The following is a 22,095-nucleotide window of genomic DNA, read 5'->3' as shown; positions in this document are numbered from 1 at the left end:
ACGACGGGTCCGCGGGGCGGGGCCGGGGTCAGCAGCCGTCACGCCAGTACTGCTGGTTGTTGGCCAGGGCCCGCGAGGCCTCGGCCCTGGCCCAGGTCCCGGACGGGGCGTGGGCGCGTTCGGTGTGGGTGCCCACGGCGGTGGCGCCGTGGCAGTTCCGCGGGTGGTGGTAGTCCGAGCGGACGAAGCCCTGCCCGGGGACACCGGTGAGGTTGCGCTCCCACACCCCGCCCCCGACGGTGGAGCGTTCGGCGGCGGCGATTCCGGCGGTCGCCGCGGCGATCCCGGCGGTGACGAGCAGTGTGACGGAAACGCGTTTCAGGGTTTCCACGGAGGTTCCTCTCCCTCAGCAGTCGTTGCGCCAGTAGGACTGGTTGTTGCCGTTGGCGCGCGGGGCGAAGGCCTCGGCCCACACCCCGGCCTGCGCCCGGACGCGGACGGTGCGGGTTCCGACAGCGGTGGCCCCGTGGCAGGCGGAACCGTGGTGGTACCGGGAGTAGGTGTCTCCCACTCCGGGGGGTCCGGTAATGCCCCAGTGCCACTCCCCGCCTCCGATGTAGGAATGCCCGGCCAGGGCGGTTCCGGCGGCGCCTGTTGTTATGGCGGCGATGCAGGCCGCGTTCACGAGAATGCGCTTCAGGGAATCCACGGTGTTCCCTCCTCAGCAGCCGCTGCGGTAGTACGTCTGGTTGTTGGTCCAGGCCTTGGGCGCGCTGGCATAGGAGGTGTAGCCGGGGGCGGCGTTCCTGGACCGGTCGGTGTAGGTACCCACTGCGGTGGACCCGTGGCAGTTGTGGGAATGGTGGTAGTTCGAGTAGACGGTGGAGACCGAGACGCCGTGGTACCAGGTCCCGCCTCCGATATGGGTCCCTGCCAGGGCCGCTCCCGCTGCTCCTGCGGTGATTCCCGCGAAGAGGACAGCAGTGGCGATCCCGTGTTTCGAGGTCTTTCCCATGGTGGCCCCCTGCCTTTGTGTTCGGTTCTCGAAGGAGCCCCGACAGGGGCTGGATAAAAGGATGTCGAAATCGGGAGATGTGCTTCTCTGAAGGCGCGCGTACTCCGCGCCCCTTCTGAGGCAAGTCCTACCTCGCTTCTTTGTCCGTGATCTCTTTTTTGGCCACATGCGGACAGAAGGGGGAAGGCCGGTCAGCCCTGGGGTAGAGGCGGGGGTAATTCGGATCAATTCATACCCAAGGGGAAATTCCCCTCGTGTGGTCCGACCGGATCCACCAGCTCCCGGCCCGGAGCTTTCGGGTGCTTGGCGCCTGTGCGCTCACACGGCCTCTCGGGGCTCATCACCCGACCGAGGCGGGGACGCCGCCGCGATGGCGGGCGGTTACGAGCTGGGCGTCTCATCCGACGGGGGAGAAGAGGCGTGCTGGCGGCGGTAACCGACCCACTCGGCAACGTAGCCGCTCCCGAACGCCACCAAGGTGACCAGGGAACAGACGAACGCCGCCCAGATCCGGTCCGTTCGCAGCGAGTCCTCGGCCCAGAGCAGCACACTCGTCGTCAACGAGACGGAAGTGACAGCAACGATCAGAAGCCATGGCTGGGGCGGCGCCTACTGCGTATGTGCCGGCCTCTCTCCTTGTCCGCCTGCGAGGGCTGATGTTCACTCGGCAGGCTCGCTCTTGGAGATCGAGTTTGCTTGACGGCTACGGGAGCGAACCCGGTTGAGTGCGTACAGGACGAGGCAGCCCACCATGTTCGTCGCCCACACGAGGGTCAACACCCAGATCTGGGACGGTACCAACACGTCGGAGTCCAACCAGAGCAGCACGGCCCCGGTCAGGGTGAGCAGAACGCTCAGGGCCAGATACCACGGTCGGGGTGGCTTGTCGAAGGGCATGTGGTGGTGGCTCTTCCGGTCTGTGGTTGTGGGGCCGGGCCGCAGCGTTCGTATGCGATCCGCTCTCGAGGGCCACATCACTGCCGCGACGGACTCCTACGGTGCAGGCTGTTCGTCGGAAGGCGGAGCAGCCTGACGGGTTCTGGCTTCTGACGTGCTGCGACGGCCCTGTTTGACCTCGGTGATGAACGAAACGGCACAACCTACCGTCCCGAGGCAGGCCAGCCAGGAGAAACGCTCCTGCATGACCCAGATCAGCGGTACCAGTGCCACACCCACGACGGTCAAGGACCCGTACAAGATCATCGGCCAACGTTTTCGGGTTTCGGTGATCATCGTGTGGGTCTCCCGCTCTGTGGCTGTGGGGCGGGCTGATGCCAGCGCCTGCCGGTAAGTCGACACGGGCTGAACGGCTCGCGCAACCCCCGGCTCGTCGGGTGGCCGAACAGGGCGCCGTTGACCACGGCGCGTGTACGCGGCCGGTGAGTATCCGCCGGAGAGCGCACATGGCTTCCCGGTACTCCTTCTGTCCTGCTGCACCATCAGAGCAAGCCGGAGCCCGGCCTTCTGGCTTCCACCCAGCAAGCACTCCTGGTCTTGGTACACCTGCACGGAGATGAGAGATCGCCCAGACCAAGAACTGGGACATCCTGTGTCTGCCGCGGTGCCGCACACGGCAGACAGGGGGTCCGGCCGCGCTGTGTCCCTGTGCGGGTTGACAGGTTCATGAAGGCACGGTGGTCACCTTGGATGACACGATCTCGGGCTTCGTGATGCTGAGCGCGTGTGCCTCTGCTGCGCCCTGTGCCGCGCCGCAGAGGCCGGAGCCTGCTGGCCGTGCACCGGCGGGGCGCACGCCCAAGCAGGGGCGTATGACGGGAGCTGGGCGCGTCATCTGAGGCCCCGTGCACCCGCTGGTGCACCCCGAACGCGAGAACGGCCCCTGGTGTGCGAAGGATCTTCGCAGGCCAGGGGCCGTTCTACTGGTGGAGCGGATGACGGGAATCGAACCCGCGTTATCAGCTTGGGAAGCCGAGAACGCCCCTGACGGCTGACCTCGCAACTCGTCTACCTGCGCTGACACGGCTCGTCTGTCCGCGATTCCCCGTGGTTCCCCGCCGTTGACCGCCCTGTGTGGCACGTGTGTGGCATGGATCAGGGCTATCGCGCGCGGGGGAGGAAGGGGTTGCTCCCTTTGACCTGCCAGGGTATGGGGGCGGTCAGCGGACTGTTCCTAAAGAACGACGCTGACCTGCTGTGGAGTCCCTTGCGCCTTCCCTGGCTCCAGCTCTCGGCAATCATGGTGTCGGTCCGGAGCGCCCGGTAGTGCTGGAGACGGTCGCCGCCCAGTTTGCTGTGTGCTCAGGTCGGAATCTCCCTAGGTCAAGGGAAATGTCGCTAGGGGGATCTACTCTGCCTCCATGGGAACCATGCATGAGGACGTTGCCCTTGATCAAGCGAAAGATTGGCTCAAAGACCCTGAAGGACAAAAAGCCTTAATTAATATTTTCGAAGGGTTCATGGAGGGTAGATGGAGTCAGGAATACATTAGAGCAATTGGGCAAGATTATCGCCTCGAACCGCGACAGTGGCCGATTGAGCAAATCTGCTCATTTGCGCTAATGCATTCATATTTGATGGAAGGAATTTTGAGAAGTGTTCAGATAGGCGTGGGGGAAACCCCTTCTGGGGACCGTTATCGAGTCGAGAACTCCGACGCACTCTCGAACCTTCCCCGTCCATTCAGGGCGACGGTTGACCTGAATCAGAGGAACGGTGACCAGGATGGATGGTTGGAGTGGGATGAACCCATCTATGTGGAGAGATCGACTGGTGTCGCCTATTTCCTTTGCCCTGAGGATGTGCCAGGTCCTCTCTATCTGGTTGAGAAAGCTAAACCAGGCAGGGTACCATTGGAAATTGGGACAACTAAAGCAAGTCGTTCAGTGCTACACGTTATCCAGGATGCGGGTGTGGCGCGATGGCCGTACGAATCAGAGCGGATCCACCTTTTCGTTAGCAGGAAATTCCCGTGGCGACCCTTCTCTCTCTTCTAAAAAACCTGCGAGAAGTAAGTTTGGTTTTTCATGGAACTCGGTCACAACGGTTTCGGTCCGAGGTGCCCGAGAGCGCCGGAACGAGCAACCCGAGACAGACGCATTCCGCTCTCGGGTGCCTCGGGGTCCGAACACGTCAGCAACCCCCGTGGTCCACGCGGGGCCAGAACTGGTTCTGCCGGGTCAGCCCCGGCGCTGCTCCTCCACTCCGCCCGGTGCCCGGCTCGGGACCGGGCGGCAGCCCGCAGCCCGAGCGGGCGGCGGGCTGCGCGACGGCGTTCGCGCCGTCGCCTTGATCCCATACAGCTTAACTCGGCAATGGTGCTTCTGCGGCTAGTTTTTCTGTCTCTATTTTTTTCTGGGTGGCAGGTGCTCTGGAGGGCATGGAAGCCCAATGCTATGCACCTTCCAAGATTCAAATTCTTCTCGATATTGAAGGGTCATGATTCTTGCATCTACAAGTGGGCCCATGTGATCTGCCTTGACAACTACATTATCTTTCTGGGGGGCCACGAATCTGACGTAAGCTACCCCCTTTGTTGGGTATTCGAGGTATGTCGTCATCCCGAGTTCAGTAAGTAGATTGTGTGATTTTTCAGGGTCTCCCCATTCAGATTCAGGGGTGGTGTAGTTAAGTGCTTCCTGCCAGTCGCTAGGAGACTCGCTGGTGATCAAGGTGTAGAATGCTATGGCAATGGCAAAAGGATTTTCCGGAGAAGGGTGCCCTAGTTGGCGATGCATCTCTGACTCGTTTGCTTTCTGGTATTTTTTCTTTTTGGGATTTATTTCTTTAAGCTTTCCAGAAAAATCCCTTTTCCAGTACCGGTCGGCGGAGTCGCGAAAAGTTACCTCCAGGTACATATGAGTTAGGACATCATAGTGTGCAAGCTGGTCAGAAATGTCCCACTCTCCCCCATCCTCTGGGGGTAGTACCGGGATGGTTGTTGGCAGTCCTAGATTTCCAAGTTTGACGTAGTCACTCCCTGGGAACTTCTCTGCAACTCGCATGGAGACATCGAACACGGGTTGGTTTCCAGTATTTTTTAAGCTCACTTTGACTTTCTTTTTGAGTCCCTCCAGATCCTCTTTTCCTTTCTTGATAATTTTCGGTTCGTAGTTTACGTTGATCCAGCCGCTAACATGCTCCGCTGAAAATCTCTTCTCCTGCTTTTTTGCCTTGGTTCGGTCGCGAAATTGAAACATCAAAAGAACGATGCTCACTAGTAGGGCTCCGGCGGTTGCTAGGGAGCCAACTGCTGCCCAGAAAATTGGGTCGTCAGTGAAGCTTGGAAAGGCCATGGTCACCAGTATCTTTGGTTGAAGTCCGGCATAATTTTAGGGTTAGACGTACGGCGGGCGAGTTTGGTTGCTTGGTGGTCTCTAGGTTCTGGATCTACTTAGCCATCTGGGCTGGCTTCCGATGTCCATTTTCGTGATTAATTAACTTGTTTGTCACATTTTAGGAACCCTCGATCTCTCCCAAGTCAGATCAAAACTCTGTGTGTAGGTGTTGGCCATGTCGGGGGACAGTTCGCGGTCAACCTCGACCACAGGGGACTTCGACGCTGGCAGCCCGTAAATGTGCTGGTTGACGAGGAGCTTCTTCTCCGTCAGGTAGACGGAGTTGTACAGGACCGTTGAGTGCGTCCGGATCTCGACGCCGTCGACGTCCAGGAGCGTTCGGAAGAGCAGTAGGGCGTTGCTTGCTCTGGCGGACAGGGCCTCTCCGATGCGCTCGTCTCTCCCGCGCTGTTTCACCGGCTCCGAACCCGGGTCGCCTAGGAGGATGCGGACGCTCACGCCTTCACGTGCCCGCGCTTCGAGGAGACGTAGGATTCCCGCGTCATCGGCGAGAAACAGGCCGCTGTAGACCAGGATGCCGATCTCCTGTTCCGCTTCGCTGAACAGGTCGTGCCAGACCTCCCGAGGTACCTCCCAGCGGTGCGGATAGACCCGGTAGGCGTGTTCGGAGGTCGAAGCCCGCTTCTCGGTGGGCTGGCTGCCCTGCGGCCAAAGACGGTTCTCCTGGACCTGGAGGAGGTCGGCCAGTGCCCAGCGGTGGCGGGGGTAGGGCCGTTGGCCGGAGAGCCAGCGGCGGACGGTCTTGGGGTCTACGCCGAGGTGTGCGGCCACGTCGATCTCGGTGAGTCGGGACGCGGCCAATGCCTTGCGCAGTGCAGCGTTCACGTCTGTGCCCTCCGGGGTGCGGGAACCCGACGATAACAGAAGACGTCCCTAGACGTCCCTCAAGTTGTCCGATACGTGGTACACATGTCCGCTCACACAGAGCATCGTTTCCGCATGTAAGAGGACTCCGGCGCTTCCCGCCGTCTCGCCGCGAGTCTCACCCGAACTCACCAGGGGTGACCATGCGGAACCTGATCCCACACCTTCGGACACCCGGCCCCACACGGCTCCGGACCGCCAAGCTTTCGCCATGCGTGAGACTCCCGTTTACTCCTCCACCTCCGGCGCATCCTGTTGCGCCGCTGGCGAAACTGGTCCGTCCCTACGTCGTGGACGGCACGAGGCATCGTCCGGTGGAGCTGGCCGACCAATCCCGACTCGGTCTGGAACTGCTCCTGGAGATCTCCCGGTTGGAGGCTGCCGCCGCATGAGTACCGGGGATGTCCCGAACACGCTCCTCCATGTCCTGCAACGCCACTACGCGCAGCAGTGGTCGATCCGCCGTCACGGGGGCCTGTGGATCGCTACCGCCACCCGACAGCAGATCACGCACGCGCCGACGCTGATCGAGGAGGACGTGGAGGTCTTCGTTCACCAGTTGGAGTATCCGCCTCCGGGGATCGGCAACTCCGAGCTGTCCAGTGAACGCCTCCGCGCAACCGAGTCACGTGCCGAGACTGGCTCGCGGCAGGGGTGAGGGCCGACCGTAGGCCGGTTCTGCGGCTCTGCGGTTGGGGCGTCTGCTGGTGTCGACCGAGGGGAAGGCTCTCGGGTCGGGTCGGCATCGGCGGACGTTCGCGCAGTCCTTGTGCAATATCAGGTATCTATACAGAGTTGCGCAACCCAGTTTCAAAAGTAGCTTTCACAAGACACTGCTGTTCCTCGTACCTGCCTGGGAGGCACTCGCTTGAGTCCGCGCACCCCGTGGGGGACGTACCACCAGATCGCGGAAGCTCTGCGTTCGCGGATCACTGCGGGGAACCCCGCCCCGGGTGACGCGCTTCCCTCCGAGGCGGCCTTGCGCCAGGAGTTCAGCGTCTCCCGCACCACCGTGCGCCGCGCCCTGGCCGAACTGGAGACGGAGCGGCTGATCAAGGCTCTTCCGGGGACCGGTCGTGTCGTGTGCACCGTTGAGGAACGCGAGAGCGCGCCTGCGGACGGAACCCCGCCTGCCCAGTACCGGCGCATCGCCGCTGACCTGCGAGAGCGCATCACCAGCGGTGACCTCGCTCCCGGTGATGCCCTGCCCAGTGAGGCCGCGTTGGTCCGCCAGTACTCGGTGTCGCGCGGGACCGCCCGGCAAGCACTCTCCGAACTGGAGGGGACCGGGCTCGTCGTCGCCGTCCACGGCAAGGGCCGGTTCGTCAAAGGGGCCGAAACGACCGCGGGTTAGCCTGGCACATGTGGGACATGTTCACTGGGCGCGGGATCTCGCGCGAGAACTGCTCGAACGGCCGCTTCCCCGACGCTGGGCGCACTCCCAGGGGGTAGCCGAACAGGCGCGGTCCCTCAGAGGCGTGCTCGGCGCACATGCCGACCTGGTGGAAGCCTCCGCCTGGCTGCACGACATCGGGTACTCCCCGGACCTGGCGACCACGGGCTTTCATCCCCTCGACGGCGCCCGCTACCTGCGCGAGGTCCAGAAGGCTGACGAAGCCCTGGTCTCCCTGGTGGCCTACCACTCCTGCGCCGTGGTGGAAGCCGAGGAACGGGGCCTGCTCGCTCCGCTCAAGGACGAGTTCGACGCTCCACCGGATGACCTGCTGGACGCGCTCACCTACTCGGACATGACCACCGGTCCGGACGGCACACACCTGCCCGTGGAACGGCGCCTGTCGGAGATCCTGGAGCGCTACGCCCCTGAGGACCTGGTCCACCGCTCCATCACCCGCTCCTCACCGCTGCTGACGGTGTCAGTGCGGGCAGTGGAACGCCGCCTGGCAGAGGCCGGCTGACCGCTCAACCGATGTGGGTCGGGCCTCCGCTGAGAAACTGGTCCACGCGCATGCGCATGGACCGGTCCATCCGGTATCCGGACAGGTCGGCCTTGGGCGCCCAGACGACTTCCTTGGACTCGTCGCTCGGTGTGGGCTCACCCGCCAGCGGTCGGGCGGTGAAGACCAGCGAGAACTCCTGTCGGGCCTCGCCGTCGCTGGTGTAGTAGATGATGTGCTTCGGGTCGCTGTAGATGCCCACGATCCCGGTGATCTCGCACGTCACCCCGGTCTCTTCCAGCGTTTCGCGAACTGCGGCCTGGGGGACGGACTCGCCCAGGTCCACCGCGCCCCCGGGCACGGCCCAGTTGTCGTTGTCGGTGCGGCGGATCATCAGCACTTCGTCGCGGTGGTTGACCACGAACACGTTCACCGATGGGACGAGGCTGTTCGCGGTCGGGGCCTGGGGGTCGTCGTAGTAGTCAATCCGCTTGCCCATATGCCTCTCCTCAGTCGAGTGGGGTCGCCTCGGTCCAGACCTTCTCGTAGCTCTCCAGATAGGTGCCGACCAGGGTCCCACCCGGGATCTTGCGCAGGTGGAAGACGGGGGCCTCCGAGGCCATCGCCCCGTAGACGTGCGTGTTGACGATCAACTGGTCATCGGCGCGGTAGAGCGAGTTGTACAGCGTCGTCCCGTGGAGACGGAACTCTGTACCCTCCACCTGGCGCAACGACCGGTAGAGCACGATGACGTTGCGGATCTTCGCGGCGAACAGCTCGTTCAAACCCTCGTCCCGGCCGCGCTGGGCGACCGCCTCGCTGTCGGGGTCTCCTAGCAGGACGCGCACGCGGACTCCAGCCTTGGCCTTGTCCGCCAGCAGCTTGATCATGCTCGGATCGTCGGCCAGGAAGAATCCGCTGAAGACCAGGATCGAGATCTCCTGTTGGGCGTTCTCGAAGATGCGCCGCCACAGATCGTTCGGCACGCTCCACCGGTGCGGGTAGATCTCCACGATCTCGCTCTGTGAGGCGGCCTTGCTCTGTTCGGGGGACAGGGCCTTGGGCCAGAGGTAGGTCTCCTCCACGCCGAGGTAGGCCGCTGCCGCGTAGCGGTGACGGCGGTAGGGGGTGCGCCCCTGGGTGATCCAGCGTTCCACGCTCTTGGCGTCCACGCCGATCTCCTCGGCCAGATCGGCCGGGGTGGCCCCGCGCTGGAGCAGCGCGGCTCGCAACCTCTCGTTCGGCATGTACCTCGGGGGTTCGCTGGATGTCTGGGGACGCGCTCACATTATCGAGACGTCCTGAACACGTCCAGCCATGTAGTGATCCCGTCCCGGCCCTGCAAGGGATGGTGGAACCCTCGCCGCCGCCCGAGAGCGGCGGCGGATGCGACAGCAAAGAACAGGAGCGTGCGGCTACCACTAGTTGCCAACTTAGATACATGCTATACATGTATCGATCTTCGGTTGAGGCGACCGCTCGTCGATCGTGACGAGGGTCATGAACAGCACGGACAACGAAAAGAGGACTCATTCCATGGCTATTCAGGGTGCGTTGCCGGTGGCGTTCGGCACGGTGTTCCCGCACGGTGCGTTCGCGTTGGGGGTGGAGGCGATCACCGATTTCGAGACCAAGCGCCCCCAGTTGGACAAGGACACGGGGTTGCCGCTGTGGGCGGTGGACGTGATCGACGCCGATCCCGAAGCGCGCGGTAAGGCTAAGTCGGTGAAGGTCAAGGTCGCCGCCGAGGTGTGCCCGACCCTGCCGGACGAGGTGCCGGGGCTGCCGTTTCGCCCGATCGAGTTTGAGGCAATGGCGGTCATGCCCTACGTCGACGACAACGGCCGTCGCCCTCGGGTGGCGTACTCGCTGCGGGCCCGTGGCGTGAAGGCTCCCGGCGGTGCTGGTGGTCGTCGTGCTCCGGCTGCGAAGGACGCCGCCTGACCCCCGACATGTAAGCGGGGCGGCCTGGTGCTCCAACACCTAGCCGCCCCTAAACCCCCGCTGGACTGCGAAATCTCAGAAGAGGTGCCCCCAGTATGTCCCAGATTCCCGAAGACCTGTCCACGTTGACGGGCCCCCAGTTGGTCCGGGCCTTCCTGGCCGAGTACGACAAGCCCCGCACCACCAAGGCGGAGCGGGCGGAGTTCTTCGACTTCAAGTCCCGCATCTTCGCCGCTATCGCTGAGCGGGACGGCAACCCCGACGCTGCCCGGTTCGCCGCGTGTGCTCGTGCTGACTCCGACCTGCTCTGGGCCGAGGTCGCCGCCAACGAGGCACTGAACGGCGGTGGTCGGTGATGGTGCGCCAACCCAAGGTAGGGGCCACGCAGTCCTCCCCGACGTTGCCCACTCCGGCCCAAGGGGTGCGCTGGACGACCCCGATTGTGGAAACCCCCGGCATCGTCGTCCTGGCCTCCTGGATCTACCGACTGGTCCGGCTGCTGGTGTTGCTGCCGTTCCGCTTCCCCGTCATGGTCACCTCGACCGTGGTTGTCGCCGCCTGCTGGTGGTACCTGTCCTGGCCCGGACTGGCCGCGCTCGCTGGGGTGCTGGCTGTGGTCTCGCTCATCTGGTGGCGCACTTGGCCGCACTCCTACCGGTACTGCGTCACGTGGCGTCTGCTGGCCTGGTGGCGGCACCTGGCCGTGTACCGCCGTCACTGGCAACCCGTGTTGGTCATCTCCGGGTTGGCTGAGTCCTACCAGGAACGCCGCTACCTGCCCCGCATCCGCTCGGTGCGCTGCAACGCCCGGGCCGACTACGTCCGTGTCTCCCCGGTCGCTGGAACTTCCCCGGCGGATTTCGAGCATCGGGTGGTGGAGTTGGCGCACGGGTTCGCCGCACCCTCCTGCCGCGTCACCGTGAACGGACCGCGTGACATCACCTTGGAGTTCCTCCGACACGACACCTTGGCCGAACCCCTCGACGCCTTCCCGATGACCCACCACGTTGACTTGGCCGCACTGTCGGTGGGCAAGCGGGAGGACGGGACCCCGTGGAAACTGCGTCTCCACGGAACCCACGTGCTCGTGGTCGGGGTGACCGGGGCCGGCAAGGGCTCGGTGCTCTGGTCGGCGGTGCGGGCCATGCTCCCCGCCATCGCGGACGGGACAGCGCAGGTGTGGGGGATCGACCCCAAACGCATGGAACTCGCCTACGGGCGTTCCCTGTTCGCCCGCTACGCGGATACCGGCGAATCCGCGGTGGCCTTGCTCGAACACGCGGTGGCCCAGATGCAGGAACGCGCCGAACGCTACGCGGGCAAGCAGCGTTCACACTCTCCGACCACGGCTGATCCGTTCGTGGTGGTGGTCCTGGACGAGGTCGCCTTTCTCACCGCCTACCACCCTGATCGGGACGTGCGGAAAAGGTCGGAGAACGCGATTGCCACCCTGACCTCACAAGGACGCTCGGTCGGCTTCTGCGTCCTGGCCGCTCTCCAGGACCCCCGGAAAGAGGTGATGAACCTGCGCAACCTGTTCCCGGACAAGATCGCCCTGCGTCTGGACGAGGCCTCCCAAGTGGACATGGTCCTCGGGGAAGGAGCCAGAGAACGCGGTGCTGAGGCGCACCTGATCGACCCCACCCTTCCCGGGGTGGCCTATGTACGCCTGGAAACCTCCCCGGCCCCGGTCCGGGTACGGGCCGCGTTCGTCTCGGACGAGGACATCACCACCATGACCGACATCTACGGCGCGGCTTCGTCCTCCGATTCGGAGGTGGCCTGATGGGTGTTGGCCCGTGCCTTCCTACGCCGATACCACTCGGCCCACGCCAATATCAAAGCCCACCACAGGGCGGCTCCGATCCAGTTTGCCGGGAAGTCGACAAGCTGTATGAGCAGCATCGGGGGCAGCATGCACAAGAGTATGAGCCGAAAGCGGCGTCGTTCGTCCATAGACAAGGCTTTCGTGCCTTCCAGGTGGTGGGTTGATGCCGACTCCTACCGGTAAGTCCACCCGGGCCGAACGACTCGCGCAACCCCTGGCCCGGGAAGTGGCCGAACAGGTCGCCACTGACCACGGTGTGTGCATCCGGCCGGTCTCCCTTCGACGTACGAACATCACGACCGGTGCCACCGAGGTGATCGACGTCCCGTGCGGGTCCACACTCGAATCCCGCTGCCCGGCCTGCGCAAAGAGGAAACGGTCCCTTCGGCGCTCCCAGTGCGAAGAGGGCTGGCACCTGGCCACCGAACCCGTCGTGGAACCCGATCCGCCCACACAGCAGCAACAGCAGTGGGTACAACAGCGGGCCATGGTCACCGCCGAACGCGACCGCTTGGCCGCGACCGGAGCCGCTGGACCCGAGCAACTCGCCGCACTGGACGCTGCGATCGCGGACTTGGACGAGGAGATCACTGCCTCTGGGCTGCGGGGATCAGTCACCCGCTCCACCTCTTCCGGCTCGGGGCCGCGTCGGGTGCGCTCGACCAAGAGGCGTCAGGACGTTCCGGATCTGCCCAAGCGTCCGATGACGAGGAAGACGGTCGGTCGGGCTTTCACTGACCCTGGCTCGGGGAAGGTGTTCCGACCCTCCCTGTTCCTGACCCTCACGCTCGATTCGTACGGGCGGGTGCGCTCGGACGGGACCCCCGTCGACTTCTCGACCTACGACTACCGTCGGGCAGCTCGGGACACCCTGCACTTCTCCAAGCTCATCGACCGGTTCGTGCAGAACCTGCGTCGGGTGGCCGGATTCGACGTGCAGTACTTCGCCTCCGTGGAACCCCAACGGCGCCTGGCTCCACACCTGCATATGGCCACACGCGGCACCCTCCCGCGCTCGGAGCTGCGTCAGATCGCCGCTGCGACCTACCACCAGGTGTGGTGGCCTTCGGCTGACACGGTCGTCTTCGAGGGCGAACACCTACCGGTGTGGGACGCCGACGCCGCTACCTACCTTGACCCCACCACGGGGGAGGTCCTCCCGACCTGGGACGAAGCGCTGGACGAACTCGACGCTGATCCTGATCCGGAACCGTTCCACGTGGTCCGCTTCGGAAAGCAGGTGGACGCCAAGGGGGTCGTGGCCGGGACCGAGGACGCCGCCCGGTGCGTGCGCTACCTGGCCAAGTACCTGACCAAGGACATCGCGGACTGCCACGCGGCCGAGACGACTCGGCAGGAACAGCACGTGGACCGGCTCATGGAAACCCTCCGGTACGAGCCGTGCTCTCCTCGGTGCTCGAACTGGCTGCGCTACGGCATCCAACCCCAGGACGCCAAAGCCGGTCAGCGTCCGGGGTTCTGCCGCTCCAAAGCCCACCGACGCGAACACCTCGGCTACGCGGGCCGTCGCGTGCTGGTCTCCCGTAAGTGGTCCGGCAAGACCCTGGCCGATCACAAGGCGGACCGGCTGGCCTGGGTCCTGGACACCCTGGGCGTGGACCCCACAGGCGAGGACCAGGGCGACGACGGCACCCACCGGCCTCCGGTGCTGACCTCGGTCAACTCCGGTGACTTCGCCTGGGAACTCGCACGCCCCACCGATCCGGACGTGGCTCCCCGAGAACAACGCCTCCTCCGGGCCGTGGGCGAAGCCCTCAAACGCCGCGCCCAACTCACCGCCGCACGAACCCCCGAACATTCGGCAACGGAAAGGGCTGCCTGATGGCCAGCAAGAAGATCCGTCCGACCGGCCGTCTGCTCACCGTGGACCAGGCGGCCGAACTTCTCAACACCTCCGTCCGCTACCCCCGGCGGCTGATCGAGGAACGCCGCATCACCTTCGTCAAGGTCGGCCGCCACGTGCGCATCCCGGAATCGGCACTGGACGAGTTCATCACCGCCGGAACCGTCGAACCGGTCCGGCTGCGCCGGGGGAGGGCGGCCTGATGGCTGGCGAGAGGAAGAGGGCCTTCGGCAACATCCGTTCCCTGTCCTCGGGGCGCTTCCAGGTCCGCTACCGCAGCCCTGACGGGCGTATGCGCCCGGCCCCGACCACCTTCGCGACCAAGAAGGCGGCACAGCGCTGGCTGACGCTCAAAGAGGCGGAGATCGCTCAGGGGGACTGGTTCGACCCTGAGGCCGGGGCGCTGCCCTTCGGTGAGTACGCGGCTGAGTGGATCGAACACCGGGACCTGACCCGTAAGACCCGGCGCACCTATGAGGATCTGCTCCGCCTCCACCTGGAGCCGACGTTCGGCAACGTACTCCTGAGCGAGATCAAGGAGGCGGACATCCGGCGGTGGCGCTCCTCCCGGCTGCGACGCAAGACGGGCCGCGCCCAGGTGCCCAAGGCGTACCGGCTCATGCGGGCCGTGCTCAACACCGCCGTCAAGGACCGGCTGATCCGCGAGAACCCCTGCCAGATCGACGGTGCGGGGCTGGAGGACACCGAGGAACGCCCGGTGCTGTCGGTCTCCGAGGTCTTCGAACTGGCGGACGCCATCAAGCCGCGGTACCGGTCCCTGGTGTTGCTGGCGACGTTCGGCAGTATGCGGTGGGGCGAGCTGGCTGGTCTGCGCCGTCGGCACCTGGACTTGGACGCTCGAACGGTGCGGGTACGCGAGACCGTCTCGGACGTGGGCGGGCTGTACAAGGGCAAGCCCAAGTCCAAGGCGGGATACCGGACCGTCTCACTCCCGGAGCTGATCGTTCCGGACCTGCGACGCCACCTGGACGAGTTCGCCGCCCCGGGGCCGAACGGGTTCGTGTTCGTGGGGGTGCGCGGCAACCAGCTCCGGCGGGGCAATTTCTCGAAGTACTGGGCGGACGCCTGCGCTGCCGTGGGCCTGGAGGACGTCCACCTCCATGACCTCCGGCACACCGGGAACACCTACGCGGCTGAGGCCGGGGCTTCCGTGCGCGAACTCATGCGGCGGATGGGCCACTCCAGCACGCGGGCCGCGATGATCTACCTCCACGCACGGGACGAACGCGAACGCGAGATCGCGGACCGGCTGGGGGAGAGGGCCGCCGAGGAACTGAGGGACAACAAACGGGACCCAGAAGGCGACGATCCGCCCTCCGAGGAGACCCGTCGCTGACCCTCACCCGCTCCGACGCCTGTGGCACGTGTGTGGCACGGCGACCCGCTCACACCCCGGGAAAAACAAACGGCCAGGTGTTCGAAAAACCTTGAACGACCTGGCCTTTTGTGTCTTTGGAGCGGATGACGGGAATCGAACCCGCGTTATCAGCTTGGGAAGCTGAAGTTCTACCATTGAACTACATCCGCGCTGCTGGGCCGGGGCTCCCGGCCAACGCTGGCTATCCTAGCCCAACTCCGGGCCCCATGGGCAAGTCGGCGCCGTCCCGGGGGCGGGCTCGGGCGCCGCCGGGCTGTTCCCGCAGGCGGTAGGTTCGGAACGTGCTGCTCTCCGATCGCGATCTCAGGTCAGAAATCGACTCCGGGCGGGTCCGGATCGATCCCTTCGACCCCTCCCTCATCCAGCCGTCGAGTATCGACGTCCGACTCGACCGCTTCTTCCGGGTCTTCGAGAACCACAAGTACCCGCACATCGACCCGTCGGTGGAACAGCCGGATCTGACCCGGCTGGTCGAGACCGACGGCGACGAGGCGTTCGTACTGCACCCGGGTGAGTTCGTCCTGGCGTCCACCTACGAGGTGGTGGCCCTGCCGGACGACATCGCGAGCCGTCTCGAAGGCAAGAGCTCCCTGGGCCGCCTGGGGTTGCTCACGCACTCCACCGCGGGGTTCATCGACCCCGGTTTCTCCGGCCACGTCACCCTGGAGCTCTCCAACGTGGCGACCCTGCCGATCAAGCTCTACCCGGGGATGAAGATCGGCCAGCTGTGCATGTTCCGGCTCACCTCGCCGGCTGAGCGCCCCTACGGTTCCGCCGCCCGAGGGTCCCGTTACCAGGGGCAGCGCGGGCCGACCCCCTCCCGGTCGCACCAGAACTTCTCGCGGACCCAGGTCGTGGAGGAGGGGCCCTGACCCGGGGGCCTTCTGGTGGCCCAACCGGGGCTTACGGTACGGTCATGGTTTGACACGTTCTGTCGTCTGGCGTGCCTGTCACGTAATTGTGACCCTCATCGCCCTAGAATTGCCGGTGGTATAGATCACATCTGGGCGTTCTGGAGTGTCGGCATCCCTTGTCATAGGTCGGCAGACGGTTTTTATGGCGGTTAAACATGTTATCTGGTAGTGACATACCGCCTGAACTGTGCGTACACATCTGGGTAAGGTGGCGCCCCGACGTGAACCAGGTAGCGGTTTCGCCCGCTTAGGGTGCGCACGGGGGGGCTCTGCGCAAACCGGCTACCTGCGGAAACCGCGGGCCGGATCGGGGGTTTGAGCCCCACTGCGCCTCGCGGCCGGGACAGCCCCATAGAGGAGACCGTGCCAGTAGTACGCGCAGACCACCTGTACAAGGTGTTCGGAAGACAGTCGAAGGCAGCCGTCGAACGGCTCTCCGACGGCAGCCACCGTGACACCATCGCCGACCTCGACGTGACCGCTGCCGTCATCGACGTGTCCTTCGAGGTCCAACCGGGCGAGATCTTCGTCGTCATGGGCCTGTCGGGGTCGGGCAAGTCAACCCTTATCCGCATGCTCAACGGTCTCCTGGAGCCCACCGCGGGCACCGTGGAGGTCGACGGCGTCAACATCACCGCACTGAGCAGGAAGCACCTCCTGAACCTGCGGGGCGAGAAGATCAGCATGGTCTTCCAGCACTTCGCCCTGCTTCCGCACCGCACGGTTCTGGAGAACGCGGCCTACGGCCTGGAACTGCGCGGGATGCCCCGTGCCGAACGCCAGGCGAAGGCCAAGGAGACCCTCGGGCTCGTGGGCCTGGACGGCTGGGAGGACAAGCTCCCGCAGCAGCTCTCCGGCGGCATGCAGCAGCGTGTGGGCCTGGCCCGCGCACTGGCCGCCGACACCGACATCATCCTCATGGACGAGGCCTTCAGCGCGCTCGACCCGCTGATCCGGCGGGACATGCAGACGCAGCTCCTGGAACTCCAGGCCTCCCTGGGCAAGACGATCATCTTCATCACGCACGACCTCAACGAGGCCATGCGCCTCGGAGACCGGATCTGCGTGCTCCGTGACGGCCGTGTCGCCCAGATCGGTGCGGCCGCCGAGATCCTGGGCGAGCCGGCCAACGAGTACGTCGAGCGCTTCGTCGAGGACGTCGACCGCTCCCGCGTGCTCACCGCCTCGGCCGTGATCGACGCCGGCACCGCCACCGACACCAGCGCCCCGCAGGTCAGCCCGGACACCCTGGTGGCCGACCTGTACCCGACCGTCTCCACCACGGACCGCCTCCGGGTGGTCTCGGACGAGGGCGAGGTGCTCGGCATGGTGACCCGCGAGTCCGTGCTGGCCTCCCTCGCCTCCGACGAGAAGGGGGAGGAGAACAAGTGACACCCGTCGACTTCCCGCCGCACATCCCGATCGGTGACGGCTTCGAGGCGCTCAACACCTGGCTCAAGTCCACCTTCGGCCTGTTCTTCGAGCTGACCGGTGACTTCATCAGCTGGGCCGTCGCGGTCCTGTCCGGGTTCTTCGTCGACCCCGGCGCCGGGCAGTTGGCGTTCATCGCCGCCGTGATCATCGCGGTCCCGCTGGTGCGCACGCGCCGCACGCCCCTGCTGGGGATCGTCGTCGGCGTCTCGCTGCTGTACATCCTCCAGGCGCTGTTCGGTCTCGTGACCGTCGTCATCAACAGCGTTCCGGTGCTCTTCCTGTGGGCGATGAACCTCTTCGACACCAACGTCGAACCGTACTTCGTCATCTCCCTGGTGTTCCTGGTCGCTGTCACCGCACTGGGACTCGTGGAGAGCCGGAGCCGGGTCCGCGCCGCCGTCGTCGCCGGGGGCTGGCTGGCCCTGGTGCTGCTCGGCTGGCTGGTCCTGCCGATGCTGGTCACCGCGCCGATGTCGCTGATCATGATCCTGCTGCTCAGCCTGCTCGCCTTCACGGTGGCCGGTTGGCGCATGGGTCTGTTCGCGCTGATCGCGCTGACCCTCGTGGCCTCGGTGGACCAGTGGTTCAACGCCATGGACACGCTGGGCCTGGTCCTGGTGGCCAGCCTCATCGCCGTGGTCATCGCGATCCCGATCGGCATCCTGGCCGCCTACAGCGACCTGGTCAGCAAGGTCATCAAGCCGGTCCTGGACCTGATGCAGACCCTCCCGGCGTTCGTCTACCTGATCCCCGCGATCTTCTTCTTCTCCATCGGGGCGGTCCCCGGCGTGGTCGCGACCATCGTGTTCGCGATGCCGCCCGGCGTGCGCCTCACCGAGCTCGGCATCCGCGGTATCGACAAGGAGCTCGTCGAGGCGGGTGAGGCCTTCGGTGCCCCGCGGAGCAAGATCCTCACCGGTATCCAGCTCCCCCTGGCCCTGCCGACGATCATGGCCGGCGTCAACCAGGTCATCATGCTGGGCCTGTCGATGGTCGTCATCGCGGGCATGGTCGGCGCCGGCGGCCTGGGCAGCCAGGTCTACCAGGGCATCACCCGCAACGACGGCGCACTCGGTTTCGAGGCGGGCATCGCCGTGGTCATCCTGGCGATCTTCCTGGACCGCCTCACCGCCGCCGTCACCAAGAACAGCCCGCAGGCCCGCGTCGACGGTTAGCCCTGACGCAGGCCGGTTCACAGAAGCACTAGGGAAGGACATCCCACGATGTACAGCCGTAAGCGAATGACAGGTCTGGCCGCGGCCGGTATGAGCGGCATCCTCCTGCTGACCGCCTGCGGAGGCGGCGGCGAGGACCTGACCGGTGGCTCCGACGAGGGCGGCGAGGACGTCAAGGACGTCAACATCGCGCTGATCGCCTGGGACGAGGCCATCGCCACCACCGCCATGTGGCAGGTCATCCTGGAGGAGAAGGGCTACGACGTCAGCATCACCGACGTCGACGTGGCCCCGATGTACCAGGGCGCCGCCAACGGCGACGTGGACCTGTTCCTGGACACCTGGCTCCCCACCACCCACGCGGACTACTGGGAGGACTACGGGGACCAGCTTGAGGACCTCGGGACCTGGTACGACAACGCCGTGCTGACCATCACCGTCCCCGAGTACATGGAGGACGTCAACAGCATCGCCGACCTCCCGGACCACGCGGACGAACTGGGCAACCGGATCGTGGGGATCGACCCGGGCGCCGGTCTGACCCGGGTCACCAAGGAAGAGGCCATGCCGGCCTACGGCCTTGAGGAGGACTGGGAGCTGATGGAGTCCTCCACCGCCGCGATGCTCGCCGAGCTGGACTCCGCGATCGCCGAGGAGGAGCCCATCGTCGTGACGCTGTGGCGTCCGCACCCGGCCTACGCCCAGTACGACCTGAAGGACCTCGAGGACCCCGAGGGCGCGATGGGCGAGACCGAGGAGATCCACGCGGTCGGCCGCGAGGGCTTCGGCGAGGACTACCCCGACCTGACCGGTTGGATGGAAGGCTGGACCATGACCGACGAGGAGCTCGCCTCCCTGGAGGTCCTCACGGTCGGTGAGGGCGTCGAGGACGAGCAGGCGGGCGCCCGCGAGTGGCTCTCCGAGAACCCCGAGTTCCTGGAGCGCACCCTGGGCGAGGACGCCGAGGGCCTGGACTTCTAGGACTCCCACGTGTCGCCCCGGTCACAGGGCGTACAAAACGCCCGGATCATCGGGTAGAAATACGAAGTCGGCCGCCTCCACCGCGTGTGGGGGCGGCCGTCGTCTGGGCGAAGTTCCGGAGCCGGTACCGATGGTCCCCCCTCACGCGGACCGGCCCCGCGCAAGCACGTACTGAGGGAAGACGATTTCATGATGGACAGCCACAGGCGCGGGACGGCTCTGGCCGCCGCCGGTGTGAGCGGTGTGCTCCTGTTGACCTCCTGTGCCGGGGAGAACGGGAGCCTGATCGGTGGCTCTGACGGCGGCGAGGACGCCAAGGAGATCAACATCGCGTTGATCGGCTGGGAGGAGGCCGTCGCGGTCACCCACATGTGGGAGGTCATCCTGGAGGAGAAGGGCTACGACGTCACGGTCACCGAGGTCGACGTCGCCCCGGCCTTCCAGGGGGTGGCCGACGGCGATCTCGACCTGTACCTGGACATGTGGCTTCCGGTCACCCACCACGAGTACATGCAGGAGCACCGGGACCGGATCGAGAGCCTGGGCTCCTGGTACGACAACGCGGTCCTGACCCTCACGGTCCCCGAGTACATGGAGGACGTGCGCTCGATCGACGACCTCCCGGAGTACGCCGAGGACCTGGACGGCACCATCGTCGGTATCGAACCGGACGCCGGCCTGACCCAGGTCACCCGGGACCAGGCCATGCCCGGGTACCGCCTGGAGGAGGACTTCGAGCTGGAGACGTCGTCGGGCGCGGAGATGATGGCCGAGCTGGACGAGGCCGTCCTGGCTCAGGAGCCGGTCGTCGTGACGCTGTGGCGTCCGCACCCGGCCTACGCCCAGTACGACCTGAAGGACCTGGACGACCCCCAGGGGGCGATGGGCGGTACCGAGGGCCTGCACTCGATCGGGCGTGCGGGCTTCGCCGAGGACTACCCCGAGCTGACCGACTGGATCAGGAACTGGTCCATGAACGATGACGAGCTCGCCTCCCTGGAGACCCTCACGGTCGGCCCCGGGGTCACCGATCCGGCGGAGGGTGCCCGGCAGTGGCTCGCCCGGAACCCCCTGTTCCTGGAGCGCACCCTGCAGGAGGACGCCGGGGACCTCGAGTTCTGAGTGTTCGCCCCGCCCCCGCGGGGCTCCGGGGAACGCGCGGCGGGGGCCGTCTCCCGGATGGGAGGACGGCCCCCGCCGCGCGTGCGGGACGTCCGGGGCTCAGGGGGCGTAGTAGCCGCCCTGGGCGCCTCCGATGCCCTGGTTCGCCTGGTTCGGCTTCTCGCGCCTGGGTAGCACGTAGGCGGCCAGCAGCCCGCCGAGGAAGCCGAACAGGTGCGCCTGCCAGGAGACGCCGGGGTGTTGGGGCAGGACCCCCCAGATCATCGTTCCGTAGAAGATGACCACGCAGATCATGATGACGATGTCGATGGTCTTGCGTTCGATGATGCCGCGCAGGACCGTGTAGCCGAAGTAGCCGAAGACCAGGCCGCTGGCCCCCACGGTGACGGTGTTGTCGGCGGTGAACAGCCACACGCCCACGCCGCTGACCAGGGCCACGATCAGGGTGGTGATCAGGAAGCGGCCCAGGCCGCTGAAGGCCACGAGGGAACCCAGCACCAGGAACGGCAGCGAGTTGCCGATCAGGTGGGCGAAGTTGCCGTGCATGAACGGTGCGGTCAGCACGGCCCAGGGTGCGTCGGCTTCTCCGGACCTGATGCCGAACTGGCGGTCGAGACGGCCCCCGAGAGGGGTGTCGAGGATCTCGAGGACCCACATGGCCGCGAGCATCCCCGCTACGGTCAGGATGGCGGTGATTCTGGACTGCTTCACCCCATCGAGACTAGATCAAACTGTCTTGGGGCGGTATGTCCGTGGGGCGCGTGTGGGCGATTGGTCCGATGTGTTCACAGTTGCGACCGGTCCGACGGTCGGGGGTGCGCAGACGCTCAGGGGTTTCGGGCGATCGGCGCGGTGCGGCCCGGGGGGCGACACGTTGGGTTCAGGGGCCGGAGGAGCTCGGGCTCAGGAGGTCAGGGAGCGCTTGCGGGGCGGAATCCCGGCCATGGCCATGAACGACTCCACCTTGGCGGGGTTGGTCATCCCGGTCAGCGGCAGGTGGGTGCGCGAGGTCCGGCGGCTCTTCAGCGACGGGAAGCGCTTGGGACGCCCCGCGCGGTCGCACAGGCCCAGGGAGCGGATGCGTCCGGGGAGCACGTGGTAGGAGCCGATCTCGTTGAAGGGGATCCGCACGACGTAGTCCCCGCGCTCGTAGCGGAACTCCTCGTCGGAGACCTCCAGGACCGGCGCCTTGATCAGGTGTCCGTGCACCGCGCAGACGGCGCCGAGGAGGGCGAGGATGACACCGAGCGTGATGTTCGCCCAGTGTCCGGGGTCGAGGGCCACGGTCCCGGCCCCCAGAGCCACGAGAGCGTAACCGCCCGACAGTTCCACGTACTTGCGGCCTACGGGGCAGACCAGGCGGACCGGTTCGGACACGGCGGATGCCTCTCTCGCTGGGCGGGG

26 protein-coding genes and 1 tRNA gene are annotated in these 22,095 nt (G+C 65.6%); 14 read left to right on the top strand and 13 right to left on the bottom strand.

What is annotated here, in order from left to right:
- Positions 1–28 precede the first annotated feature (28 nt).
- The 8 genes from IE195_RS02725 to IE195_RS02690 form a co-directional block, all read right to left on the bottom strand.
- Positions 29–331 (bottom strand): lactococcin 972 family bacteriocin, encoded by a 303-nt coding sequence (locus tag IE195_RS02725; protein WP_191267747.1) that lies wholly within the window; start codon positions 329–331, stop codon positions 29–31.
- A 15-nt stretch (positions 332–346) separates the two neighbouring features.
- Positions 347–649, bottom strand: a complete 303-nt coding sequence (locus tag IE195_RS02720; protein ID WP_191267746.1) for a lactococcin 972 family bacteriocin — start codon at positions 647–649, stop codon at positions 347–349.
- A 12-nt stretch (positions 650–661) separates the two neighbouring features.
- Entirely contained in the window at positions 662–955 is a 294-nt protein-coding gene (locus IE195_RS02715) for a lactococcin 972 family bacteriocin (protein ID WP_191267745.1), read from the bottom strand.
- Positions 956–1,336: 381 nt separating this feature from the next.
- The gene (locus IE195_RS02710; protein ID WP_191267744.1) at positions 1,337–1,516 is read right to left on the bottom strand and encodes a hypothetical protein; all 180 of its coding nucleotides are present in this window, start codon (positions 1,514–1,516) and stop codon (positions 1,337–1,339) included.
- A gap of 99 nt (positions 1,517–1,615) precedes the next feature.
- Positions 1,616–1,852, bottom strand: coding sequence for a hypothetical protein (locus tag IE195_RS02705; protein ID WP_191267743.1), 237 nt, complete (start codon positions 1,850–1,852; stop codon positions 1,616–1,618).
- A 96-nt stretch (positions 1,853–1,948) separates the two neighbouring features.
- Complete coding sequence (locus IE195_RS02700) at positions 1,949–2,188, bottom strand: hypothetical protein (protein ID WP_191267742.1); 240 nt, start codon at positions 2,186–2,188, stop codon at positions 1,949–1,951.
- Positions 2,189–4,257: 2,069 nt separating this feature from the next.
- Positions 4,258–5,208, bottom strand: coding sequence for a hypothetical protein (locus tag IE195_RS02695; RefSeq protein WP_191267741.1), 951 nt, complete (start codon positions 5,206–5,208; stop codon positions 4,258–4,260).
- A gap of 153 nt (positions 5,209–5,361) precedes the next feature.
- Positions 5,362–6,096: an XRE family transcriptional regulator gene (locus tag IE195_RS02690; RefSeq protein WP_229826053.1), complete on the bottom strand. Its 735-nt coding sequence runs from the start codon at positions 6,094–6,096 to the stop codon at positions 5,362–5,364.
- A gap of 427 nt (positions 6,097–6,523) precedes the next feature.
- Here IE195_RS02690 and IE195_RS02685 point away from each other — a divergent pair, with 427 nt between their 5' ends.
- The 3 genes from IE195_RS02685 (at position 6,524) to IE195_RS02675 (ending at position 8,051) form a co-directional block, all read left to right on the top strand.
- A complete protein-coding gene (locus IE195_RS02685) occupies positions 6,524–6,793 on the top strand; it encodes a hypothetical protein (protein ID WP_191267740.1) in 270 nt (89 codons plus the stop codon).
- 210 nt (positions 6,794–7,003) lie between these two features.
- The gene (locus IE195_RS02680) at positions 7,004–7,489 is read left to right on the top strand and encodes a GntR family transcriptional regulator (RefSeq protein WP_191267739.1); all 486 of its coding nucleotides are present in this window, start codon (positions 7,004–7,006) and stop codon (positions 7,487–7,489) included.
- A 49-nt stretch (positions 7,490–7,538) separates the two neighbouring features.
- Positions 7,539–8,051: an HD domain-containing protein gene (locus tag IE195_RS02675; protein WP_225943674.1), complete on the top strand. Its 513-nt coding sequence runs from the start codon at positions 7,539–7,541 to the stop codon at positions 8,049–8,051.
- Positions 8,052–8,055: 4 nt separating this feature from the next.
- On the opposite strand, the gene IE195_RS02670 is transcribed toward IE195_RS02675, so the two are convergent.
- Positions 8,056–8,529, bottom strand: coding sequence for an NUDIX hydrolase (locus tag IE195_RS02670; protein ID WP_191267737.1), 474 nt, complete (start codon positions 8,527–8,529; stop codon positions 8,056–8,058).
- Between the two features lie 10 nt (positions 8,530–8,539).
- Positions 8,540–9,277 carry a DUF5919 domain-containing protein gene (locus tag IE195_RS02665; protein WP_191267736.1) on the bottom strand — a complete coding sequence of 246 codons (738 nt, stop codon included), beginning with the start codon at positions 9,275–9,277 and terminating at the stop codon, positions 8,540–8,542.
- Between the two features lie 289 nt (positions 9,278–9,566).
- Here IE195_RS02665 and IE195_RS02660 point away from each other — a divergent pair, with 289 nt between their 5' ends.
- The 6 genes from IE195_RS02660 to IE195_RS02635 all read left to right on the top strand — a co-directional run bounded on the left by IE195_RS02660 (position 9,567) and on the right by IE195_RS02635 (position 15,023).
- Positions 9,567–9,974: a plasmid replication, integration and excision activator gene (locus IE195_RS02660; protein ID WP_077692847.1), complete on the top strand. Its 408-nt coding sequence runs from the start codon at positions 9,567–9,569 to the stop codon at positions 9,972–9,974.
- A 95-nt stretch (positions 9,975–10,069) separates the two neighbouring features.
- A complete protein-coding gene (locus IE195_RS02655) occupies positions 10,070–10,330 on the top strand; it encodes a hypothetical protein (protein WP_191267735.1) in 261 nt (86 codons plus the stop codon).
- Entirely contained in the window at positions 10,330–11,760 is a 1,431-nt protein-coding gene (locus tag IE195_RS02650) for an FtsK/SpoIIIE domain-containing protein (RefSeq protein WP_191267734.1), read from the top strand. The genes IE195_RS02655 and IE195_RS02650 overlap by 1 nt, the downstream gene beginning before the upstream one ends.
- 205 nt (positions 11,761–11,965) lie before the next feature.
- Positions 11,966–13,645, top strand: a complete 1,680-nt coding sequence (locus IE195_RS02645; RefSeq protein ID WP_191267733.1) for a replication initiator — start codon at positions 11,966–11,968, stop codon at positions 13,643–13,645.
- Positions 13,645–13,869 carry a helix-turn-helix domain-containing protein gene (locus tag IE195_RS02640; protein WP_191267732.1) on the top strand — a complete coding sequence of 75 codons (225 nt, stop codon included), beginning with the start codon at positions 13,645–13,647 and terminating at the stop codon, positions 13,867–13,869. The genes IE195_RS02645 and IE195_RS02640 overlap by 1 nt, the downstream gene beginning before the upstream one ends.
- On the top strand, positions 13,869–15,023 hold the full coding sequence (locus IE195_RS02635; protein ID WP_191267731.1) for a tyrosine-type recombinase/integrase: 1,155 nt from the start codon (positions 13,869–13,871) through the stop codon (positions 15,021–15,023). Before IE195_RS02640 ends, IE195_RS02635 begins: the two co-directional genes overlap by 1 nt.
- A 117-nt stretch (positions 15,024–15,140) precedes the next feature.
- On the opposite strand, the gene IE195_RS02630 is transcribed toward IE195_RS02635, so the two are convergent.
- Positions 15,141–15,214, bottom strand: a tRNA-Gly gene (locus IE195_RS02630).
- A gap of 132 nt (positions 15,215–15,346) precedes the next feature.
- Between IE195_RS02630 and dcd the strand changes: the two genes are divergently transcribed.
- The 5 genes from dcd (at position 15,347) to IE195_RS02605 (ending at position 20,691) form a co-directional block, all read left to right on the top strand.
- Positions 15,347–15,937: a dCTP deaminase gene (dcd, locus tag IE195_RS02625; RefSeq protein WP_191267730.1), complete on the top strand. Its 591-nt coding sequence runs from the start codon at positions 15,347–15,349 to the stop codon at positions 15,935–15,937.
- A gap of 405 nt (positions 15,938–16,342) precedes the next feature.
- Positions 16,343–17,371 carry a quaternary amine ABC transporter ATP-binding protein gene (locus tag IE195_RS02620; RefSeq protein WP_191267729.1) on the top strand — a complete coding sequence of 343 codons (1,029 nt, stop codon included), beginning with the start codon at positions 16,343–16,345 and terminating at the stop codon, positions 17,369–17,371.
- On the top strand, positions 17,368–18,588 hold the full coding sequence (locus IE195_RS02615; RefSeq protein WP_191267728.1) for an ABC transporter permease: 1,221 nt from the start codon (positions 17,368–17,370) through the stop codon (positions 18,586–18,588). Before IE195_RS02620 ends, IE195_RS02615 begins: the two co-directional genes overlap by 4 nt.
- A 48-nt stretch (positions 18,589–18,636) precedes the next feature.
- Positions 18,637–19,569, top strand: coding sequence for a glycine betaine ABC transporter substrate-binding protein (locus IE195_RS02610; RefSeq protein WP_191267727.1), 933 nt, complete (start codon positions 18,637–18,639; stop codon positions 19,567–19,569).
- Positions 19,570–19,761: 192 nt separating this feature from the next.
- The gene (locus IE195_RS02605) at positions 19,762–20,691 is read left to right on the top strand and encodes a glycine betaine ABC transporter substrate-binding protein (RefSeq protein ID WP_191267726.1); all 930 of its coding nucleotides are present in this window, start codon (positions 19,762–19,764) and stop codon (positions 20,689–20,691) included.
- Between the two features lie 99 nt (positions 20,692–20,790).
- Here IE195_RS02605 and IE195_RS02600 read toward each other — a convergent pair whose 3' ends face one another.
- A complete protein-coding gene (locus tag IE195_RS02600) occupies positions 20,791–21,402 on the bottom strand; it encodes a rhomboid family intramembrane serine protease (protein ID WP_191267725.1) in 612 nt (203 codons plus the stop codon).
- A gap of 192 nt (positions 21,403–21,594) precedes the next feature.
- Positions 21,595–22,068 (bottom strand): hypothetical protein, encoded by a 474-nt coding sequence (locus IE195_RS02595; RefSeq protein WP_191267724.1) that lies wholly within the window; start codon positions 22,066–22,068, stop codon positions 21,595–21,597.
- Between the last annotated feature and the right edge of the window lie 27 nt (positions 22,069–22,095).

The organism is Nocardiopsis terrae (genome assembly GCF_014651695.1).
Lineage (GTDB): Bacteria > Actinomycetota > Actinomycetes > Streptosporangiales > Streptosporangiaceae > Nocardiopsis > Nocardiopsis terrae.
Note: the sequence above shows the minus strand (reverse complement) of the source record. Positions and strands in the feature narration are given on the sequence as shown.